This window comes from Minwuia sp., assembly GCF_048263705.1.
GTDB lineage: Bacteria > Pseudomonadota > Alphaproteobacteria > Minwuiales > Minwuiaceae > Minwuia.
In genome coordinates, this window is sequence record NZ_JBLXDV010000024.1 from 1 (window position 1) to 17,925 (window position 17,925).

General features: G+C 62.3%; 14 protein-coding genes. 8 read left to right on the plus strand and 6 right to left on the minus strand.

Annotated elements, in window-relative coordinates:
* The 8 genes from ACN0X7_RS19950 to ACN0X7_RS19985 form a co-directional block, all read left to right on the plus strand.
* A partial coding sequence (locus tag ACN0X7_RS19950) for a hypothetical protein (protein ID WP_417520224.1) occupies window positions 1-981 on the plus strand: 981 nt, incomplete at its 5' end.
* Window positions 978-1,628, plus strand: a complete 651-nt coding sequence (locus tag ACN0X7_RS19955) for a class I SAM-dependent methyltransferase (RefSeq protein ID WP_417520225.1) — start codon at window positions 978-980, stop codon at window positions 1,626-1,628. The genes ACN0X7_RS19950 and ACN0X7_RS19955, both read left to right, overlap by 4 nt.
* A complete protein-coding gene (ubiA, locus tag ACN0X7_RS19960; RefSeq protein ID WP_417520226.1) occupies window positions 1,625-2,539 on the plus strand; it encodes a 4-hydroxybenzoate octaprenyltransferase in 915 nt (304 codons plus the stop codon). The genes ACN0X7_RS19955 and ubiA overlap by 4 nt, the downstream gene beginning before the upstream one ends.
* 183 nt (window positions 2,540-2,722) lie before the next feature.
* Window positions 2,723-3,013: a hypothetical protein gene (locus tag ACN0X7_RS19965; RefSeq protein WP_417520227.1), complete on the plus strand. Its 291-nt coding sequence runs from the start codon at window positions 2,723-2,725 to the stop codon at window positions 3,011-3,013.
* A 176-nt stretch (window positions 3,014-3,189) separates the two neighbouring features.
* Window positions 3,190-4,284 (plus strand): LLM class flavin-dependent oxidoreductase, encoded by a 1,095-nt coding sequence (locus ACN0X7_RS19970; protein ID WP_417520228.1) that lies wholly within the window; start codon window positions 3,190-3,192, stop codon window positions 4,282-4,284.
* 146 nt (window positions 4,285-4,430) lie between these two features.
* Window positions 4,431-5,207: a VOC family protein gene (locus ACN0X7_RS19975; protein ID WP_417520229.1), complete on the plus strand. Its 777-nt coding sequence runs from the start codon at window positions 4,431-4,433 to the stop codon at window positions 5,205-5,207.
* A gap of 13 nt (window positions 5,208-5,220) precedes the next feature.
* Window positions 5,221-6,015, plus strand: coding sequence for an enoyl-CoA hydratase (locus tag ACN0X7_RS19980; protein ID WP_417520230.1), 795 nt, complete (start codon window positions 5,221-5,223; stop codon window positions 6,013-6,015).
* Window positions 6,016-6,021: 6 nt separating this feature from the next.
* Window positions 6,022-7,176 (plus strand): acyl-CoA dehydrogenase family protein, encoded by a 1,155-nt coding sequence (locus tag ACN0X7_RS19985; RefSeq protein ID WP_417520231.1) that lies wholly within the window; start codon window positions 6,022-6,024, stop codon window positions 7,174-7,176.
* Between the two features lie 92 nt (window positions 7,177-7,268).
* On the opposite strand, the gene ACN0X7_RS19990 is transcribed toward ACN0X7_RS19985, so the two are convergent.
* The 6 genes from ACN0X7_RS19990 to ACN0X7_RS20015 all read right to left on the minus strand — a co-directional run bounded on the left by ACN0X7_RS19990 (window position 7,269) and on the right by ACN0X7_RS20015 (window position 17,644).
* Complete coding sequence (locus tag ACN0X7_RS19990; protein ID WP_417520232.1) at window positions 7,269-10,763, minus strand: FecR domain-containing protein; 3,495 nt, start codon at window positions 10,761-10,763, stop codon at window positions 7,269-7,271.
* A 251-nt stretch (window positions 10,764-11,014) separates the two neighbouring features.
* Window positions 11,015-11,452, minus strand: a complete 438-nt coding sequence (locus ACN0X7_RS19995) for a MarR family winged helix-turn-helix transcriptional regulator (RefSeq protein ID WP_417520233.1) — start codon at window positions 11,450-11,452, stop codon at window positions 11,015-11,017.
* A 66-nt stretch (window positions 11,453-11,518) separates the two neighbouring features.
* The gene (locus tag ACN0X7_RS20000; RefSeq protein WP_417520234.1) at window positions 11,519-12,691 is read right to left on the minus strand and encodes an iron-containing alcohol dehydrogenase; all 1,173 of its coding nucleotides are present in this window, start codon (window positions 12,689-12,691) and stop codon (window positions 11,519-11,521) included.
* Window positions 12,692-12,761: 70 nt separating this feature from the next.
* Entirely contained in the window at window positions 12,762-15,431 is a 2,670-nt protein-coding gene (locus ACN0X7_RS20005) for a TRAP transporter large permease subunit (protein ID WP_417520235.1), read from the minus strand.
* Window positions 15,432-15,445: 14 nt separating this feature from the next.
* Window positions 15,446-16,441 carry a TRAP transporter small permease subunit gene (locus ACN0X7_RS20010; protein WP_417520236.1) on the minus strand — a complete coding sequence of 332 codons (996 nt, stop codon included), beginning with the start codon at window positions 16,439-16,441 and terminating at the stop codon, window positions 15,446-15,448.
* 114 nt (window positions 16,442-16,555) lie between these two features.
* Entirely contained in the window at window positions 16,556-17,644 is a 1,089-nt protein-coding gene (locus ACN0X7_RS20015) for a TRAP transporter substrate-binding protein (protein ID WP_417520237.1), read from the minus strand.
* Window positions 17,645-17,925: the final 281 nt, after the last annotated feature.

The window sequence follows — 17,925 nt, forward strand, 5'->3', positions numbered from 1 at the left end:
GAAATAACGCAACTCGCACAGGTAGTTGCCATTCTTGAAAACAGTCTGAATGGTTCCATTCAGACTGTTTCCGCCCTGGGTGCCGGGAAGTCACAGCGCCTGCTCAGGATCTCGGGCGAGACTGCCCATGATCTCGATCTGCCTCCGGCGATCACCGCCATCGATATCGGCGTCACCGAGACCGGCGAGACCTGGCTTCTGGGCCAGATTTCGGAGGCCCGATACGGTCTGTGGCGCGATGCCGGCACAGGCTGGCGGATGAGCGGTCATTTCGAGGCGGGTCAGGCCGTCGAACTGCGCATCATCGGCGGTCGCCCTACCGTCGCAGGAACGATCGACGGTCAGGGCGCGGTCTGGGGTCTGCCGGCGAGACGGGAGCCTTGCTCGGGCGCTTCGCCGAACACAACGATCAACCGCTGTGCAGAAGCAACAGACACGCCGCCGGAGACGAACCCGCTGCCCGAAACCCTCCGCGTGTCCGGCCATCGCGGAAACGACGGGATCAGCTACGCCGCCGCCCTGAAGAGAATGCGCGATGACTTTGCGGACAGGCGCAGCTATCTGGGGCACGGACGGGTTCTCAGGGACTCAGTCGACAGAACGGTCCGGCTGGGCATGACAGGCAGAATATTCACCGAGATGCTGAATGGCCCCTTCCCCGAGGGCGAGGTCAAACTGATCGGCGGACGTGCCGTGGTCAGCCACCAGCGCCTGGCGCACTGGATCCTGGCCTGGGCGCTGCGGCGCGTCGGCGAAGGCGAGGTCCCCGCAAGCTGGCTGGGACAGCCTTTCGACGAACCGCGCAACGAGAGCGAGAAGTATTTTTCCGAAGCCCTGTCGGCCATTTGGACCGTGGCCGCGACGGGACAGGACGATCCGGCGACGGTTGCCGCGCTGCGCGCCCGGGCCGCAAACGACGATGATCCGGCGTGGCTGCGCGCGGACGCGCGGGCGGCGCTGCGCATTCTGGAAACCCGATGATCACCGACCGGCGCGCCTTCATTGTCGAGAACACGGAACTGCTGCCCTCGCCGCTGGTGCCGGAAGTGAAGCTGCATCTGGCGACCGAAGCGGTAACGCTGTGGCAGATGACCGAGGAAGCGCTGGAGCAGGCCGGGCTGCCGCCGCCCTACTGGGCCTTTGCGTGGGCCGGCGGTCAGGCGCTGGCGCGCTATATTCTGGACAATCCGGAAACCGTGCGCGGCAAGCGGGTGATCGATTTCGCCGCCGGATCGGGTCTGGTCGCGGTGGCCGCGGCGCGGGCCGGTGCCGGCCATGTCATCGCAAACGACATCGATGCCTTCAGTCACGAGGCCATCCGACTGAACGCCGCGGCAAACGCGGTCCGGATCGATCTGCTGACCAACGACATCATCGGGTCGGACCTCGACGGCTGTGACGTCGTCCTGGCCGCGGACATTTGCTATGAACAACCGACATCCGAACGGGTGGAGCGCTGGTTCCGCGTGCTCGCCGCCAGCGGCCGTCCGGTTCTGATGGGCGATCCGGGGCGGAATTTCCGGCCCAGCAGCGGCATGGAGAAGCTGGCGCACTATGCGGTACCGACCACACGCGAACTGGAAGACAACGATGTCCGGTCCACCGATGTCTGGCGGATCCTGCCATGAATGAGGTGATCGAGGACGCGCGCCATGACAACTGGGTCGATCGCCACGCGCCGGATTTCGCCAAGCCCTATCTGAAACTCGCGCGTCTCGACCGGCCCGTCGGCACCTGGCTGCTGCTGTGGCCGTGCTGGTGGTCGGTGATCCTCGCGCGTCCGGTCCTCGACTGGGAAACCGTGCGCCTGTTCGCGCTGTTCGGCATCGGCGCACTGGTGATGCGCGGCGCGGGCTGCACGATGAACGACATCGCCGACCGCCACTATGACGGCGCGGTGGAGCGCACGCGCCTGCGCCCCCTGCCCTCGGGTCAGGTCACGGTACGGCAGGCCGTGGTCTGGATGATCAGCCTGTCGCTGATCGGGCTGATCATCCTGCTGCAACTGACACCGATGGCAATCTGGCTGGGAGTCGGATCGCTGGCGCTGGTCGCCATCTATCCCTTCATGAAGCGCATCACCTGGTGGCCGCAGGCCTGGCTGGGCCTGACCTTCAACTGGGGTGCCCTGATGGGATGGGCTGCCGTGACCGACGATATCGGCCTGCCTGCCGTGCTGCTCTATGCCGGCGGGCTGTTCTGGACGCTTGGGTACGACACGATCTATGCCCACCAGGACAAGGACGACGACGCGCTGATCGGCGTGAAATCGTCCGCGCGGCGTCTGGGGCGGCATTCGCGGCTGGCCGTGGGCATCTTCTACGCCCTTGCCGTGGTCCTCTGGGGGGCCGCCGCGCGCGAGGTGGGATTCAGCCACTGGTTCCTGCTGCCGTTCGCTGCGGTGATCCTGCATTTCATCTGGCAGACCACCTTCGTGCTGTTCATCGACCGCGACGACTGCCTGGCCAAGTTCAAGTCCAACATCGGCCTGGGCGCGATCATGCTTCTGTCCCTGCTGACAGGCGGTCTCGCCCAGTGAACACAGGCTGCAGAGTGGTATGGTTAACAGTAATGGTTAATATTCACCAGCCTGACTTTAACTAAAAATTTCCATTAATACTTTATTTACCATCCCCCATCGCCTATTTTATGAGGTATGCGGATTGAAAATGCCTCATATCTGCCCGCCTTGCGGATGCATCACCAGCGACAGGTCGTGCCTGTGGACCAGACACGTCCGCACGGTGATCAGGCACCGCAGCCGGTGGTGAAGACCGATGCCGTACCCGGGGTCGATGAAGGGTTCGCCGATGCGCTGCTGAATGTCAGCATGCCCGACCGCCCGGTCCACGCCATCGCCATGCTGTTCGAGGTTCAACGGCTGTCGCAGGACGACGATCCGGCCAGCCGTCGCGCGGATGTCGCCGCCGATGCTGTCATTGCCTATCAGGAGAGCAGGGATCGCGCATCGCGCGGGAACAGCATGTCCGCCTTCACGGCGATCCGCGCCTGACGCAGGCCCATACGGCAAAAAATGCCGGGCCGGATATTGCGATGAAAATCAAGGCACTTGCCCGCGTTTCTGCACTTTTCCAAGGCATGGAACACGTTGCGTCCGCTTGACGCAGCTACTCATGATGTGCATTCTCTTACTCGACGGTAACCAAGCGGAACCAGGGAGTAATGCCGATGCATGTCGGTATGGGTGTCATCTTTCAGAATCCGGGCAAGGAACGCACGGATCATGAGGTCTACCAGGCCGACATGGCGCTGGCGAAAATGGCCGAACCCCTGGGTTTCGATTCCGTCTGGTCCGTCGAGCATCACTTCACCGATTACACCATGTGCCCGGATCCGACGATGTTCCTGAGCTACATGGCTGGCCACTCCAAGACCATCGGCATCGGCTCCATGGTCGTGGTGCTGCCCTGGCACGACCCGGTGCGCGCGGCCGAGCACATCTCGATGCTGGACAACATGTCCGAAGGCCGCTTCATCCTCGGGATCGGGCGCGGTGCGGGCAAGGTCGAATTCGACGGCTTCCGCATCGACATGGGCGAAAGCCGGGAACGTTTCGTCGAGGCGGCGGAAATGGTTCTGGAGGGGCTGGAGACCGGCTTCCTGGAGCACGACGGGCAGCACTACAAGCAGCCCCGTGTCGAAATCCGGCCCAACCCGTTCAAGAGTTTCAAGGGCCGCACCTATGCCGCCGCCGTCAGTCCGGAATCGGCGCGCATCATGGCGCGGCTGGGTGTCGGTATCCTGATCATCCCGCAGAAGCCCTGGGATCACGTGAAGACCGAACTGGATGAATATCGCACCATCTTCCGCGAGGAAAACGGCACCGAGGCCCCCGCCCCCATCGCCGGCGGCTGGGTGTTCTGCGATGAAGATGCGGACCGGGCCTACGAAATGGCCCTGCAGTACATCGGCGGCTACTGGAAGACGGTCATGGACCACTACAAGTTCGATGGCGCGCACATGCAGAACATGAAGGGCTATGAGTATTACGCGAAGTTCCGCGAAAGCCTGCTGAAAGCCGGACCGGACGGCGCGACCGAGTTCTTCATGAACCTGCAGGTCTGGGGCACGCCGGAAATGTGCCTGGAAAAGATCCGCAACATCACCGACAAGATCGGTGCCGACGGCTTCAACGGCGTGTTCTCCTATGCCGGGATGCCGCATGACGAGAGTGTCCGCAACGCAACCCTGTTCGCCGAGAAGATCATGCCCGAACTGAAGAAGATCGGACCGGCCGCAGAACGGTTGAGGTCTGCCGCCTGATCAACACCTGAATTCAAGTTTCCGCTGGGCCGACTGGGGAGGAGGCCTTGTCCGGGGAGGAGCGCGGTCGAAGAGCAATCTTCGGCCGCGCCGCACTTTCGGCCAGAGCGAAACTGGCGCAGAATGCGGTTGGGGAGGATATTTGCATGAGACTTCGACAGATTGCCTTTGCGGCGCGCGAGCTCGCACCCGCGGAGAACGCCCTGCTGAGCGTGCTGGGGCTGTCCACGGCCTTTCGCGATCCCGGTGTCGGCGAATTCGGCCTGCACAATGCCGTCATTCCCGTCGGCGGCGACTTTCTGGAGATCGTCGCCCCGACACAGGAGAATACTGCAGCCGGTCGCTACATGGATCGCCGCCATGGCGATACCGGATATATGGCGATTTTCCAGACAACCGACGCACAGGCCATCCGCGACAATGCCGACAGGCTGGGTATCCGGCGCGTCTGGAACACCGATCATGACGACGTGACGGCCAGCCATTTTCATCCGGTCGACATGGGCGGCGTGATCACGTCCGTCGACAGTTTCCCCGCCGCGCCCGACCCGGATGAGGAATACTGTTTCTGGAAATGGGCCGGGCCGGACTGGAAGGCGCACGTCGATACTTCCCTTACCCGCCGCATGACCGGGGTCGAATTCGCCCACCCGGATCCCGCACGCCAGGCGTCCACCTGGTCGTCCTTGCTGGGCGTACCGGCCCGTGCGGTTGATGATGACGGTTTCGACATGGCCATGAGCAATGGCGGACAGGTCCGGTTCCGCAAGACCGTGGGCGATGAACAGCCCGGCATGCGCGAACTGGACTTCGTGATGACCAACAAGACACAGTCTTTACAGCGTGCAGCATCCCTGAACCTGGATTGCGACGCGGACGGCTTCAGCCTGATGCAGGTCCGCTTCAACCTGACCGACGTCTGAGAGGAGAACAGAAATGACCGATCATCTGCTGGTGGAGAAACGCGGCGGCATCGCCATCATGACCATGAACCGGCCGGATCGTCTGAACGCCCTGTCGGGTGAGATGCTGGATGCGCTGGTCGCCAATGCGCATGAATTCTGGCACGACAGCACCGTCCGCTGCGTTGTCATCACGGGCGCAGGCCGGGGCTTCTGCGCCGGCGGCGACGTGAAGTCGATGGCCGAGGGCCGCGAGTTCGAGGACAATTCGGTTCAGGCCAAGGCCAACGCCCTGCGCGGCAAGATGGAGATTTCCAGGCTGCTGCATGAAATGCCCAAGCCGACCATCGCGATGGTGCGCGGGCCGATCGCGGGCGCGGGCATGTCCATCGGACTGTCATGCGACATGCGCATCGCCTCGGACACGCTGACCTTCACGACCGCCTTCGCCAACGTGGGATATGCGGGCGACTTCGGCGGCAGCTATTTCCTCAGCCATCTCGTCGGCACGGCGAAGGCGCGTGAGCTCTATTACACGGCGGCGAAGGTCAAGTCAGAGGAAGCCCTGCGTCTGGGCATCGTCAACCGCGTCGTGCCCGACGACAGGCTGGAAGAAGAAACGATGGCACTGGCCGAACAGCTGGCGACGGGCCCAAGCGTCGCGCTGGGCTACATGAAGCGCAACATGAACGCCGCCGAGAACGAATCCCTCGCCCGCTGCCTCGATATGGAGGCCATGCACCACACACTGGCCGGCGAGACCGAGGACCACAAGAACGCGACGAAAGCCTTTGTCGCCAAGGAAAAACCTGTATTCAACGGACGCTGACCCGACATGATTCCACGCACAGTCTTTCAGGACGAACACGAGACCTTTCGCGCGACCGTCGCCAACTTCCTGGAAAAGGAGGTCGCACCGCATCATCGCCAGTGGGAAAATGACGGTGTCGTCAGCCGGGATGTCTGGCGCAAGGCCGGCTCGGCGGGGCTGCTGAACACCGCCATCCCCGACGAGATGGGTGGACTCGGCGGGAACTTCCTGCACGCCGCCATCGTGATCGAGGAGATGGGCAAGACCAATGCGTCCGGTCCCAACTTCCCGCTGCATTCCGACATCATCTGTCCGTACCTTCAGCACTACGGCTCGAAGGAACAGCAGCAGACCTGGCTGCCCCGGATGACCGCAGGCGAAATCATCGGCGCGATCGCGATGACCGAACCCGGTGCAGGATCCGATCTTCAGGGAATTCAGACAACGGCCAAAAGGGATGGCGACGACTATGTCATCAACGGGCAGAAGGTCTATATCTCCAACGGTCAGCTTGCCGACCTGATCATCGTCGCCTGCAAGACCGATCCGTCGGAAGGCTGGCGCGGAATCAGCCTGATCCTGGTCGAAGCGACGCGCGAGGGCTTCTCACGCGGGAAAAACCTCGAAAAGATCGGGATGCATGCGCAGGACACCTCGGAACTGTTCTTCGACAATGTCCGGGTGCCGCGCGAGAACCTGCTGGGTCCGGAAGAGGGCAAGGGTTTCATCCAGCTGGTCAGCCAGTTGCCGCAGGAACGGCTGATCCAGGCCGTTCGCGGTGCGGCGGTCGTCGAAGGCGCGATCAAGTGGACGCTGGACTACACACGGGACCGGAAGGCGTTCGGCAAGTCGATCCTGTCGTTCCAGAACACGCAGTTCAAACTGGCCGAACTACAGTCCCACGCCGCGATGCTGCGGACTTTCGTGGACCGGTGCCTTGAACTGCATATCGACGGCAAGCTGACCGCGGAGGACGCGGCCATGGCCAAGATGAACGCCACCGACCTGCAGTGCCGCACGCTGGACGAATGCCTGCAACTGCATGGTGGCGCGGGCTACATGTGGGAATACCCGATCGCGCAGGCCTGGGCCGACAGCCGCATGTCACGCATCGCCGGCGGATCCGCCGAGATCATGAAGCAGATCATCGCCAAGGACATGATGGCCCGGAACAGTTGATGCGTTCCGGCGTCTGACTGAAATGGTCACGGACGGGTCGGCGATCCACCAAGGACGGTACGGCTTGGCGTGACGAGCGCACCGACGGGCTGTCAGGCGGCTTCCAGCTTGATGTCCGCCGCTGCAACGGCGTCGCCCCGAACCTCGGCCACCACCGTGTAACCGGCGGCGTTCACGTCCGCATCGTGAATCAGATGCGTGCCGTCGAAGACGAACGTCTCGCCCGTTTCCAGACCGGAATTGGTACCGTCATAGGCGACCCCGATGGTCACAAGGCTGCTGACAGTGAATCCGCCGGAGGGATCGAACGTGAACTCGTCTACACCGGACTGGAAATCGTTGATCAGATCGACAGCCACACCGGCAGCGGCGACGGTCTGGTTCGCGGCGACCGTCGCACCGTCCGCGGTCGATACCACCGCAAACGTGTCGCCGCCCGCGCCGCCGGTCATGTTGTCCCGGCCAAGGCCGCCGACGATCCGGTCATTGCCGTCGCCGCCGAACAGGACGTCATTGCCGGAGTCGCCGTTCAGCGTGTCATTGCCGGCTTCACCCTGAATGATGTTCACCGCCGCATTGCCCGTGATGACGTTGTCACCCGCATTGCCCACCCCGTCGATGTTGTTCGCGCCCACCAGCACCAGGTTCTCGACATTGTCAGCCAGGGTGATGCCGATATCGCTCTGCACGGTATCGGTGCCACCACCGGCCGCCTCAATGATGGTGTCATCACCGCCCGTGATCGCCTCGATGGAGGCTTCCAGATTCTGGTCCAGGCTGCTGAAGAAGGTGAAGGTAGCGGTCTGACCCGGATTCAGCGTGCCGACATCGAAGGTGATGACGATCGCCTGATCGGATTCGATCGCCGTGCCCTCAGCCTGAGGCGTGTCGAAGGCCGTGGGATCGAACGCATCGCGGTTCGAGAACCCGAAGGTGCTGACGCGGGCGCGCGCATCGTCAGCCAGGAAGAAGAACGGATCGCCGAGTTCATTGGTTCCACTCTTGCGACCGGCCGCGCTGACAATCGCCAGATTATCGCTGCCACCGTCGCCCGGCTGATTGATGATCGTGTTCAATGTCGTCGGCCCTGCGCCACCCACGGAGCCGCTGGATTCCTGATCCGGGTCGAAACTGCGCATGTAACGCACGTCATCCAGCGCCACAGACCCAGTGTTGGTCAGGGTGATGTTGGTCTGGAAGAACTTGTCGTCTTCGGTGAAAAGCACCGTCTGATCGACCCGCAGGCTGTCGCCGCCCGCGCCCGATGCCTCGCCCTGATAGAACGCCTGCAGCGTGTCGCCTGCGCTCTGGTTCTGGGCGGCCAGATTGGTCACTTCGTTCGAACCGGACCTTTCCGCATTCGTGAAGTTGCTCGACGTCCCGCCGATCCGATAGCCGAGGGTGAAGCCTTCCTCGGGCGCCCCGGGCAAAAAGAAATCCGCGGTGTTCGGCGGCTCGCCCACGCCGAAGCCGTCCTGGTCGACGAACATGCCCAGCCGATTGCCGACTGACGGCGCGACATTGAACCCCGGCGGTGCCGTGTTGTCGGTGCCAAACGACCCGCCGCCGGAGACGCCGATTGCGATGAAATTGCCTTCCAGGAACACATCGTCGTCGACGATCGCACTGTTCACGTTGGCCGGGTTGGCGGAAGCGCCTGCCGCGCCCTCCGGCACCGAAGTCTCCTCCGATATGTCGAGCCGCCCTTCGCTGATGATGTAGAGATCATCACCCGCACCGCCGGACAGCGTATCGGCACCGTCACCGCCTGCCAGCGTATCGTTGCCAGTGCCGCCATCCAGCGAATCCGCGCCTGCGCCACCATCCAGTGAGTCCGCGCCCGCGCCTCCGGACAGGGTATTGGCCGCGCCATCGCCCGAAATCTGATCGTCGAAAGCCGAGCCGAGAATAACCTCAACGCCGGAGATGACGTCGGAATCGCCGAAGCCGTCGACGACTGTGCCCGCAGCCAGATCAACCGTGATACGCCCGATCGTGCCCGAAAAGTCGGCGGCATCGGTGCCTTCGCCGCCCACCAGCGTGTCTGCACCCTGCCCGCCGTTCAGCGTGTCGTCTCCACCGCCACCGTCCAGGCTGTCATCGCCTGCGCCGCCGTTCAGGCTGTCGTTTCCGACATTGCCGAGCAGCGTGTCATTGCCGCCATTGCCCGAAACCCGGTCGTTGCCAGCCTGGGCGTCGATGTCATCGTCATCCTCGGAACCGTCAAGGGTGTCGTCATTGTCGGATGCGACGTTGTTTCCCGTGTCGTCATCGTCATCAACAACCACTTCATCGTCATCCGAGGGGTCATCGGGCGGGGGTGAATCGGAACCCGCGCCCGGCGGTGGCGTATCGCCAGTCTTCGGGTTGTTCGCATCCTTGATCGCCTTGGCGTTCGCATCGGCGAATTTCTGACCGTCGGCGTCTGTTTGCGTCCCAGCCCCCTGCGTGACCTTGAAACCGCTGCCGCTGGCCGCCTCGACGGTTTCCTCGCCCTCCGAGCCGGATTCAGATTCGGCATCCCCTTCTTCCTCGGATCCCTCTTCATCGCCGGACTCGTCAGAACCTTCAAAATCGTCGGCACCATCCTCGCCGTCATCCGATGCGTCTCCGCCGCCGTCGTTGCGGTCATCGCCATCATTGTTGCGCTGGCGGTTCTGCGTGTTCACGCCGGGCGTGCTGGGCAGAAAGTCCAGGGCGTTCCCGAATCCCTGTTCGATCTCGTCGCGGCTGTAGATACGCGGCGGGCCGGGAGCCTGGAAGATGCTGTTCGTCTGGGTGCCCTGAAATGCCTGGTTCAGCAGCACACCGCCTCCCTGATTGGATGCGAAGATGCTGCCGACCACCCCATTGTCGTCGGGCAGGTTGATGACTTCGGTGGTCTCGCCTTCCTGTCCGCCCTTGCCCGTCACGTAGGTGCCACGGATACCGATGGTGAGAACAGGGGTCTTCACCGTCAGCGCGTCGTCGCCCGTCTGGGCGACCGCGCCGGACACGAACGAGAACGAGCCCTGCAGCACGTTGACCACTGCATTGCCGGTGCTTGCCGAGGGATCATAGACGAAATCGTCGATCACCATCCGCGCGTCGCCGCCGATCGAGAAGGTCGTATCATCGACAAAGCGCAGGCCGACGGCCCCGTCGCCGTCGGTCTCGATGACATCATCCTGATAGACCGGATCGCCGACGGACAGCTGCGAACGGCTGCCATCCGCACGGCTGACAAAGACAGTGCCGTCCGCTGAATCCACCGCACCGATGGGTTCACCCAGATCGCCCCCTGCCTGTGCGAAGCCGTCGGCCCTGGGTCCGGCCAGAATGGATGCAAGATGCCCGGTCACCTCGGCACCGTTCACCGTGAACAGGTTGGGCGGCGTCTCGGAATCGAAGAAGCCGACGATCAGGACCTTTTCACCGTCCGCGCCGACCAGCACCAGGTCCGGCCCCTGCCGCACGTAATCGGCCGTCAGCAGCAGCGTGCCGTGATCCACGACAACGCTGCCCAGACCTGACGCGTCAATGACATCCAGGAATTCGTGACCGGACTCTGCCATCCCGGTCGTGATCGAGATCTGATCGCGATTCATAGTACCTGCCTCTTGGTCGATGGACACGACCTGCCAAACTCTACCAATCCAAACTTCACCATCACCCGTCCGCTTGTTCGATCCATCGCATGGGATCCCGACAACACAGACAGGCGGCACGTCAACCGGCGTTTCCATGAAGGCACGCCGCCATATCAACAAACCCAGTTTACCCTAACGGCAAGCTTGGGTCTGCAACGATTATCACACCTGACATATTGGGATGTCGGGACGGGATGTGAGGGTCAGCGTCATGATAACGCGGCAAAATTCTTCTTTGCGCGCAGCAAAAGGTCGACCAGTTGATCCCGTTCAACCGGATCGAACCCCGCCACCATCTGCCGGTGAACATCGCGCGCGCGATCCTGCATTTCCGAGATCAGGGGCCGTCCGGTTTCCGTCAGAAAGACCCGTTTCGCCCTGCGATCAGAGGCATCGGGCCGCCTCTCGATCCAGCCGCGCGCTTCGAGGCGGTCCAGCAGTCCGCCCAGCGCCACCTTCCCGATGTCCAGCTCTTCGGCCAACTGGGTCTGATTGTATCCATCGAAGCGGATGAGATGCACCATCACCCACCATTGCGAGCGCGTCAGGTCCATATCCCGCATGCGGCGTCCGAACTCGCGGCGCAGGATGCGGGCAACGTCATTGATCAGGAATCCGAGATTCCTGTCGAGCGGGTCGGGGTTCATGTCGCCTCAAAAAAGGTTCGATAGTTGATAATATCAAAACCTTACTTTATGCAGGCGTATTGTCAATCAAGAGGCGAGTTCCAGCAGGCGAATCACATCGTCCGCGCCGTTCACCTTGCGCGGATTGGTATGCAGCCACCTGTCATGCAGGCTGTTCTTCGCAATCAGATCGTACTGGTCCGCACTGACGCCCACTTCGCCCAGCGTCCCGGGCAGTCCCAGCCCGGCGACGAATGCCCGGACAGCGTCACCGGCAGCAGCACCGGGCTTGCCGAAGGCCTCGGCGACGATCTTCTGGCGCTCGGCCAGCGCCGGCTCTTCGGCGTTCCAGCGCAGAACGGCGGGCATCATGATGCAACTGGTATAGCCGTGCGGCACATCGCAGGTCCCGCCCAAAATGTGACCGATCGCGTGGCTGGCACCCATCGGTACCCCGGCGATGACCGCTGTCATCGCCAGCCATGCGCCGATCAGACAGTCGAGCCGGGCATCCATGTCCGAAGGATCGGCCTTCACGCGCGGCAGAGCTGACGACAGCAGACGGATCGCATGCAGCGCGTCGGCATCGCAGTAATGGTTCGCCTCCGGGCTGCACAGCGCCTCCACGCAGTGATCCACGGCCCGGATGCCGGTCGAGAGGAACACCCACTCGGGCGTATGTACCGTCGGTGCCGGATCCAGGATCACCGATACCGGCACCAGAGACGGGTGGCGGTAGCCCTGCTTCACCTTGATGCGCGGGTCCGTGCAGCCGCCTAGCGGGTTGAACTCGCCGCCCGAGAGCGTGGTCGGCACGCTGATCTGGCGGACACTCGATGGCCGCAGTTCCGGCATCTGCACCTTGCCGTCATCGGTCGTGCGGATGCAGTAGTCGTCCAGTTGGGCCATGTCGGTGACGTCATGTTCCAGACAGACCTGGATCACCTTGGTGCCATCGGTGACGGAGCCACCGCCGAACGTCACCAGCAGGTCCGTCCCGGCATCGCGAGCCGCGTTCGCGGCCTCAACCACCGCATCGCGCGGTGAATGCGGCGGGATCCCGGCAAACCGGCCCGCGTAGGCGTCACCGAGCGCGTCGGCCATGCGATCCACCTCGTCGGTGGTCTCGTTCATGGTCTTGCCTGCGATGATAAAGACCCGCGACTTGCCAAGCCTGCGCGCCTCTTTCGCCACGGCCTGCGCCGCAGGTTTTCCGTAGATCACCTGCTCCATCTCGGTGAACCTGATTGCACCCGCCATTCTGTCGTCCTCCCCGGTCAGCAGGACGGCAGTGTGCGACAGCCGGGCACCGCGCGAAAGCGCGAAACCGTCAGAAGTTCAGCGAAATGTCCCGATGCGCCGAATTGCAGGCCGCGATGAACAGGGCCTGCTCGCGCGACAGACGCGGCTGTGAACGTGCCCCCAACGTGTCGCGGATGCCATCCAGATAGGCAGCAATACCGTTGCGCAGATCGCCCTGCGCAGCCTCCCGCCAGACGATCTGCTCTTCGTATTCGGCCACGGCGTCCCGGAATTCTTCCAGCGCCTTTTCGCGATCCGGTTCGGCATTACCGCGCACCTTCATGGCCCGGCGCGCCTTGGCCAGTGCGCTCTTCACCTCATCGGCGCCCTCGACATCGCGGAACATCGCCTCGACGTCCTTGATCCGCTCCTCGGCCTGTTCGGAACCGGCGGACTCGATCGTGCGCTGCACCGACATCAGTTCGTCGCGCAGTCCTTTGAACGCTTCGGTGTCATCCAGGATCGCCAGGACTTTCGAGGCACCATCGTAGGCATTGTCAGCAGAGCGTTGATACTGACGGCGAGCCGCTTCTTCGGCCTTGGTCAGCCGACTGAAAGTGCCGTACTTCTCATCCCAGTCGGCGGGAACACGGGCGCGGACTTCCTCGATCTCGGACTGCACCGCCTCGCGCTCCTGCTCCAGTTCAGCCTTCAAAGCCTGTTGATCGTCGCCTCGAAGCCTGCTGATGCGCGTTTTCAGATCGTCATCCATCTCCTGCAACTCACGGATGTCCTTCTCTATCCGGCGGACCTTCGAATGATCCGGACGATAGTCGGCGGCGGCGGCCTGAACCGCATCCTCTGTGGCGAAGACCTCATCCAGCGCGGTGATCGCCACGCGGCCGTCGGCAATGGACTTCTCCAGATCGCTCTCAAGCGACCTTGGCAACACCGTAAGGTTCAGCTTCTCGGCTGCGGAAATCGCGTTGACTGTCTGCCCGTTGTCCGTCGCCAGATGGTCGTGGACATATTCCTCCAGGCAGAACTGCAGTTTCGGATTGCGAGGCGGCGGCGAGGTATCCGACAGGAAGCTCACGCGGTTCGGCAGATAATTCACAAGTTGCGGGAAGGTACCGACAATGGCCAGCGCGATCAGCTGCAACGAGATGAAGGCGACGACGCCCTTGTACATCTGCACGGTCTTGACGACCGCCGGAGCGACACCGCGTAGATAGAACAACGCGAACCCGAAAGGCGGTGTCAGGAAGGACGTCTGGATGTTCAGACCGATCATCACGCCCAGCCAGACGGCGGTGATGTTGGCTGACGGATCGGCCAGCAGGATCGGCGCGACGATGGGGACCACGACCACGGCGATCTCGATGAAGTCGAGGAAGAAACCGAGGATGAAGATCACCAGCATAACGATGATGAACTGAGTCCAGAAACCACCCGGCAGCGCGCCTAGAAAATCGCGCACCAGTTCTTCGCCGCCGAACGCCCGGAAAGCGGCAGTCAGCATGGCCGCGCCCAGCAGGATGATGAACACCAGCGAGGTTGTCTTGGCGGTCTCCAGCATCACAGCGTGCAGCGTGTTGTCGATTTTCAGGACGCGGATACCGCTCCAGCACAGGGCGACGATCAGCATCAGCGCACCGACCACGCCTACCGCGATACCGAAATTGTCTTCGGCGCTGGTCGCGGCCTTGATGTTCATCTCGTAGTTCGAGAGCGCATAACCCATCACGGCGAACGAGGCGATAGCCAGCAGGGCCGGCATGTACTTCAGCAGGCCCGGCACATCGCTGAGGCGGTAGCCCGCCATGATCAGCGCCCCGGCAGCACCGATGGCACCGGCCTGATTGACCGTCGCTATCCCGGTCAGGATCGAGCCAAGCACGAGGAAGATCAGGGCCAGTGGCGGCACCAGGGTCAGGAAGACCTGGCGGCCGAAGGCGAAATCGAACTTGCCCTCGAAGCGGACGGCGGGTGCGCTCTTCGGCCGGATCAGCGCAAACACCAGAATGTAGAGCATGTAAAGCCCGACCAGCACCATGCCGGGAATGAAGGCACCCAGGAACATCTCGCCCGCGCTGGTCGAGGCAACGTCATAGATCGACGGCATCGACAGTTCGCCGGTGGAGTCACGGAACAGGTTCTTGCGCGCGGTGCTGGCCTGATCGGTGGCAGAGGCAAGCTGGTCAGCCAGGATGATCAGCACGATCGACGGTGGTATGATCTGCCCCAGCGTGCCGGACGCGGCGATCGTGCCCGTCGCCAGCGATGGCGAGTAGTTGTTGCGCAGCATGGCAGGCAGCGAGATCAGCCCCATGGCCACGACGGTCGCACCGACAATGCCGGTCGTCGCCGCCAGCAGTGCGCCCACGAAGACCACCGAGATACCCAGACCGCCCGGGACCGGACCGAACAGTTGCGCCATCGTGACCAGCAGATCCTCTGCGATCTTGGAGCGCTGCAGCATGATGCCCATGAAGATGAACAACGGAATCGCTATGAGCGTATCCCGCTCGACCTCCCAATAGACCCCTCGAAGGTTGGTCACCCCGGCCGAGAGCCACTGCGACGGTCCGCCCGAGTGGAAGAAGCTGTCGGTGTCGCCGGTGAAAACGTACCCTGATGCCGCAGCCAGACCGATGCTGATAATCGCCGCTCCGGGCAGTGCGAAGGCCACGGGGAAGCCCGAGCCCAGCGCAAAGGCCATGATCAGGACCAGCAGTGCGAGGAAAAACAGTTCCATGAATCGCTATCCCCTCAATGCGCGACCGGCGCGGGTTCGCGATGACCCGGCTGGCTGCGATAGTCGGCCACGGCTTCGAACAGGTAGCTGATGAACTGGATCAGCATTGTCACCGCGAAAACGCCCAGAAACGCAGCCATCTGATATTTGATGAACATGCCGGTACCGCCGGTCTGCGTGATCTCGAAATTGGCGATCGGGCTGTTGATGATCGACTGCTTGCCGTCGAAGCCGATCCAGATGATGACCCAGCAGGTCGTCATGCCCAGCAGGATCGCCCCGATGGCATTGACCATGCCGCGCGTGGTCAGGCCGAAGCCGGAATAGAGCACATCGACACGCACATGACCTTCGTCAAACAGCGTATAGGCTGACGCAAACAGGAACAGGGCCGCATACCAGTAGCGCACAAGGTCGCCCATCAGCGCCTGCTCGTAAGAGAAAACGAAGCGGGTGATGACAATGGCCAGTTCCGCCACCACGATCAGCAGGGCCAGCCAGGTGAAACCGAGCGTGCGCGTGAATATCGCGACGACAAAACCGGCGACAACCAGCGGCAGATGCACGTTCCAGCCAACCCAGCGCGAGCGACTCAGTGCGCGTACCGTTTCTTCCGCGAGATAGGGATCGAACAGGCTTTCGACGCGGGCAAATGCAATGGCGGTATCGGCGACACCGATAAACACGACAACCCAGAAACACGCCCGGATCAGGTAGAGATTGAAATGATGGAGCGTATGCGCGTCCCACCTCAGCGCACGATCCGGCGTTCGCAGCACAAACATGACCGCGACCGCGATGGCGACCAGATAGACGGCCAGTTGAACCAGTGCCAGGCCCGTGAAGCCGTCAATCAGAGATCCGGTTCCCGGAAAATCGAACGCCACCGTCAGGATGTTGTTGATCAGGAAACCGGCCAGAACGGCCATCATGCCCCATCCGAAAATGCGGACGCCCGGGGCTGGATTGCCGTAGAGGGGAACGGAAACGCTCTCAGCCTTGCTGCTCATGGGTCAATCGATCCGGTCAGAAAAGGAAGTAACGAATGCGGCGGAAGGTAGCTGCGATGTGAAAAAGGGCGGGATGTTCATCCCGCCCTTTTCCGTTTCATCACATGCGGCCGATCAGGTCAGGCCCAGCACGCGGTTACGCTGATTGACAAAGGTCGTTTCGAACTTCGCCATCGTACCGCCAATGTCACGCAGCGCAGCCTGGAAGGAATCGTCGATCTCGGCAGCCAGCGGCGAGTGATCGCGGGTTTCCGCGAAGACTTCCTCCGAAGCTTCACCGAAGGAATCCCAGACATCGTCGTTGAACGCGCGGACCTTGACGCCGTGATCGTTGACCAGCTTGGCCATGTATTCGCCGTTCTTGGCCATGGCTTCCTCGAACTGTGCGGCATGCTCTTCCATGCACGCGGCTTCGATAATCGCCTTTTCCCAGTCCGTCAGCGAGCCCCACCATGAAGCGTTCATGCCGAAGGACAGTCCGCCGCCCGGCTCGTGCATGCCACCGGTATAGTAGAAGTTGGCAGCTTCGTAGAACTTCATGAAATAGTCGTTGTACGGGCCAACCCACTCGGTGGCATCGATCGCGCCGGAGACGAGGTTTTCATAGATCTGACCACCCGGCAGGGACACCGTCGAGACGCCCAGCTTGGACATCACCGAACCGCCCAGGCCCGGAATACGCATCTTCAGACCCTTCAGGTCGTCAGCGCTCTCGATTTCCTTGTTGAACCAGCCACCGGCCTGCGTGCCGGTCGCGCCGCACGGCAGCGCCTTCAGGCCGAATTCACCGGAGATCTTGTCCCACAGCGCCTGACCGCCAGCAAACTTGATCCAGGCGTTCCACTCGACCGTGGTCATGCCGAACGGCACAGCGGTGAAGTAGGCGAAGCCCGGGTGCTTGCCGACCCAGTAATAGTCGGCCGCGATGTAGGCCTGACTGTTGCCGGACGCCACTTCGTCAAACACGTCGAAGGCACCGACACGCTCGCCAGCAGCGAAATATTCGACGTTCAGCGCACCCTGCGACAGCTCGGTGATACGCGCCGCCAGCCGCTGTGCGGAAATGCCCAGCCCGGGGAAGTCACGCGGCCAGGTCGAGACGATGGTCATCGTCTTGCTGCTCTGCGCGATGGCCGGGGCGGCCAGTGTTGCGGCACCGACGCCGGCTATCGCGGCGCCCTTCAGAAAATTACGACGTTCCATCTGCGTGGAGTCCTCCATGTTATCAGTTCGTTTCTAGCGCAGCATGTACCGGGGTCACGTTCATACCCAGCCAGGAAACTGCTGGCGCATTAAATGGCGGAAACTGCGACATGATTGCAAGTTGTTTCGCATCCAATCGCGCCCATGGTTCGCTTTCGTGACCGGCGACGGCGCACTAGGTCACAAACTCATAAAAGGGGATTCCCTGAATTGGCGATGCGTGATTCCTTCTGATTGAGGAGGACGAATCATGAGCCGACGTCGCTACGAGATCACCGACT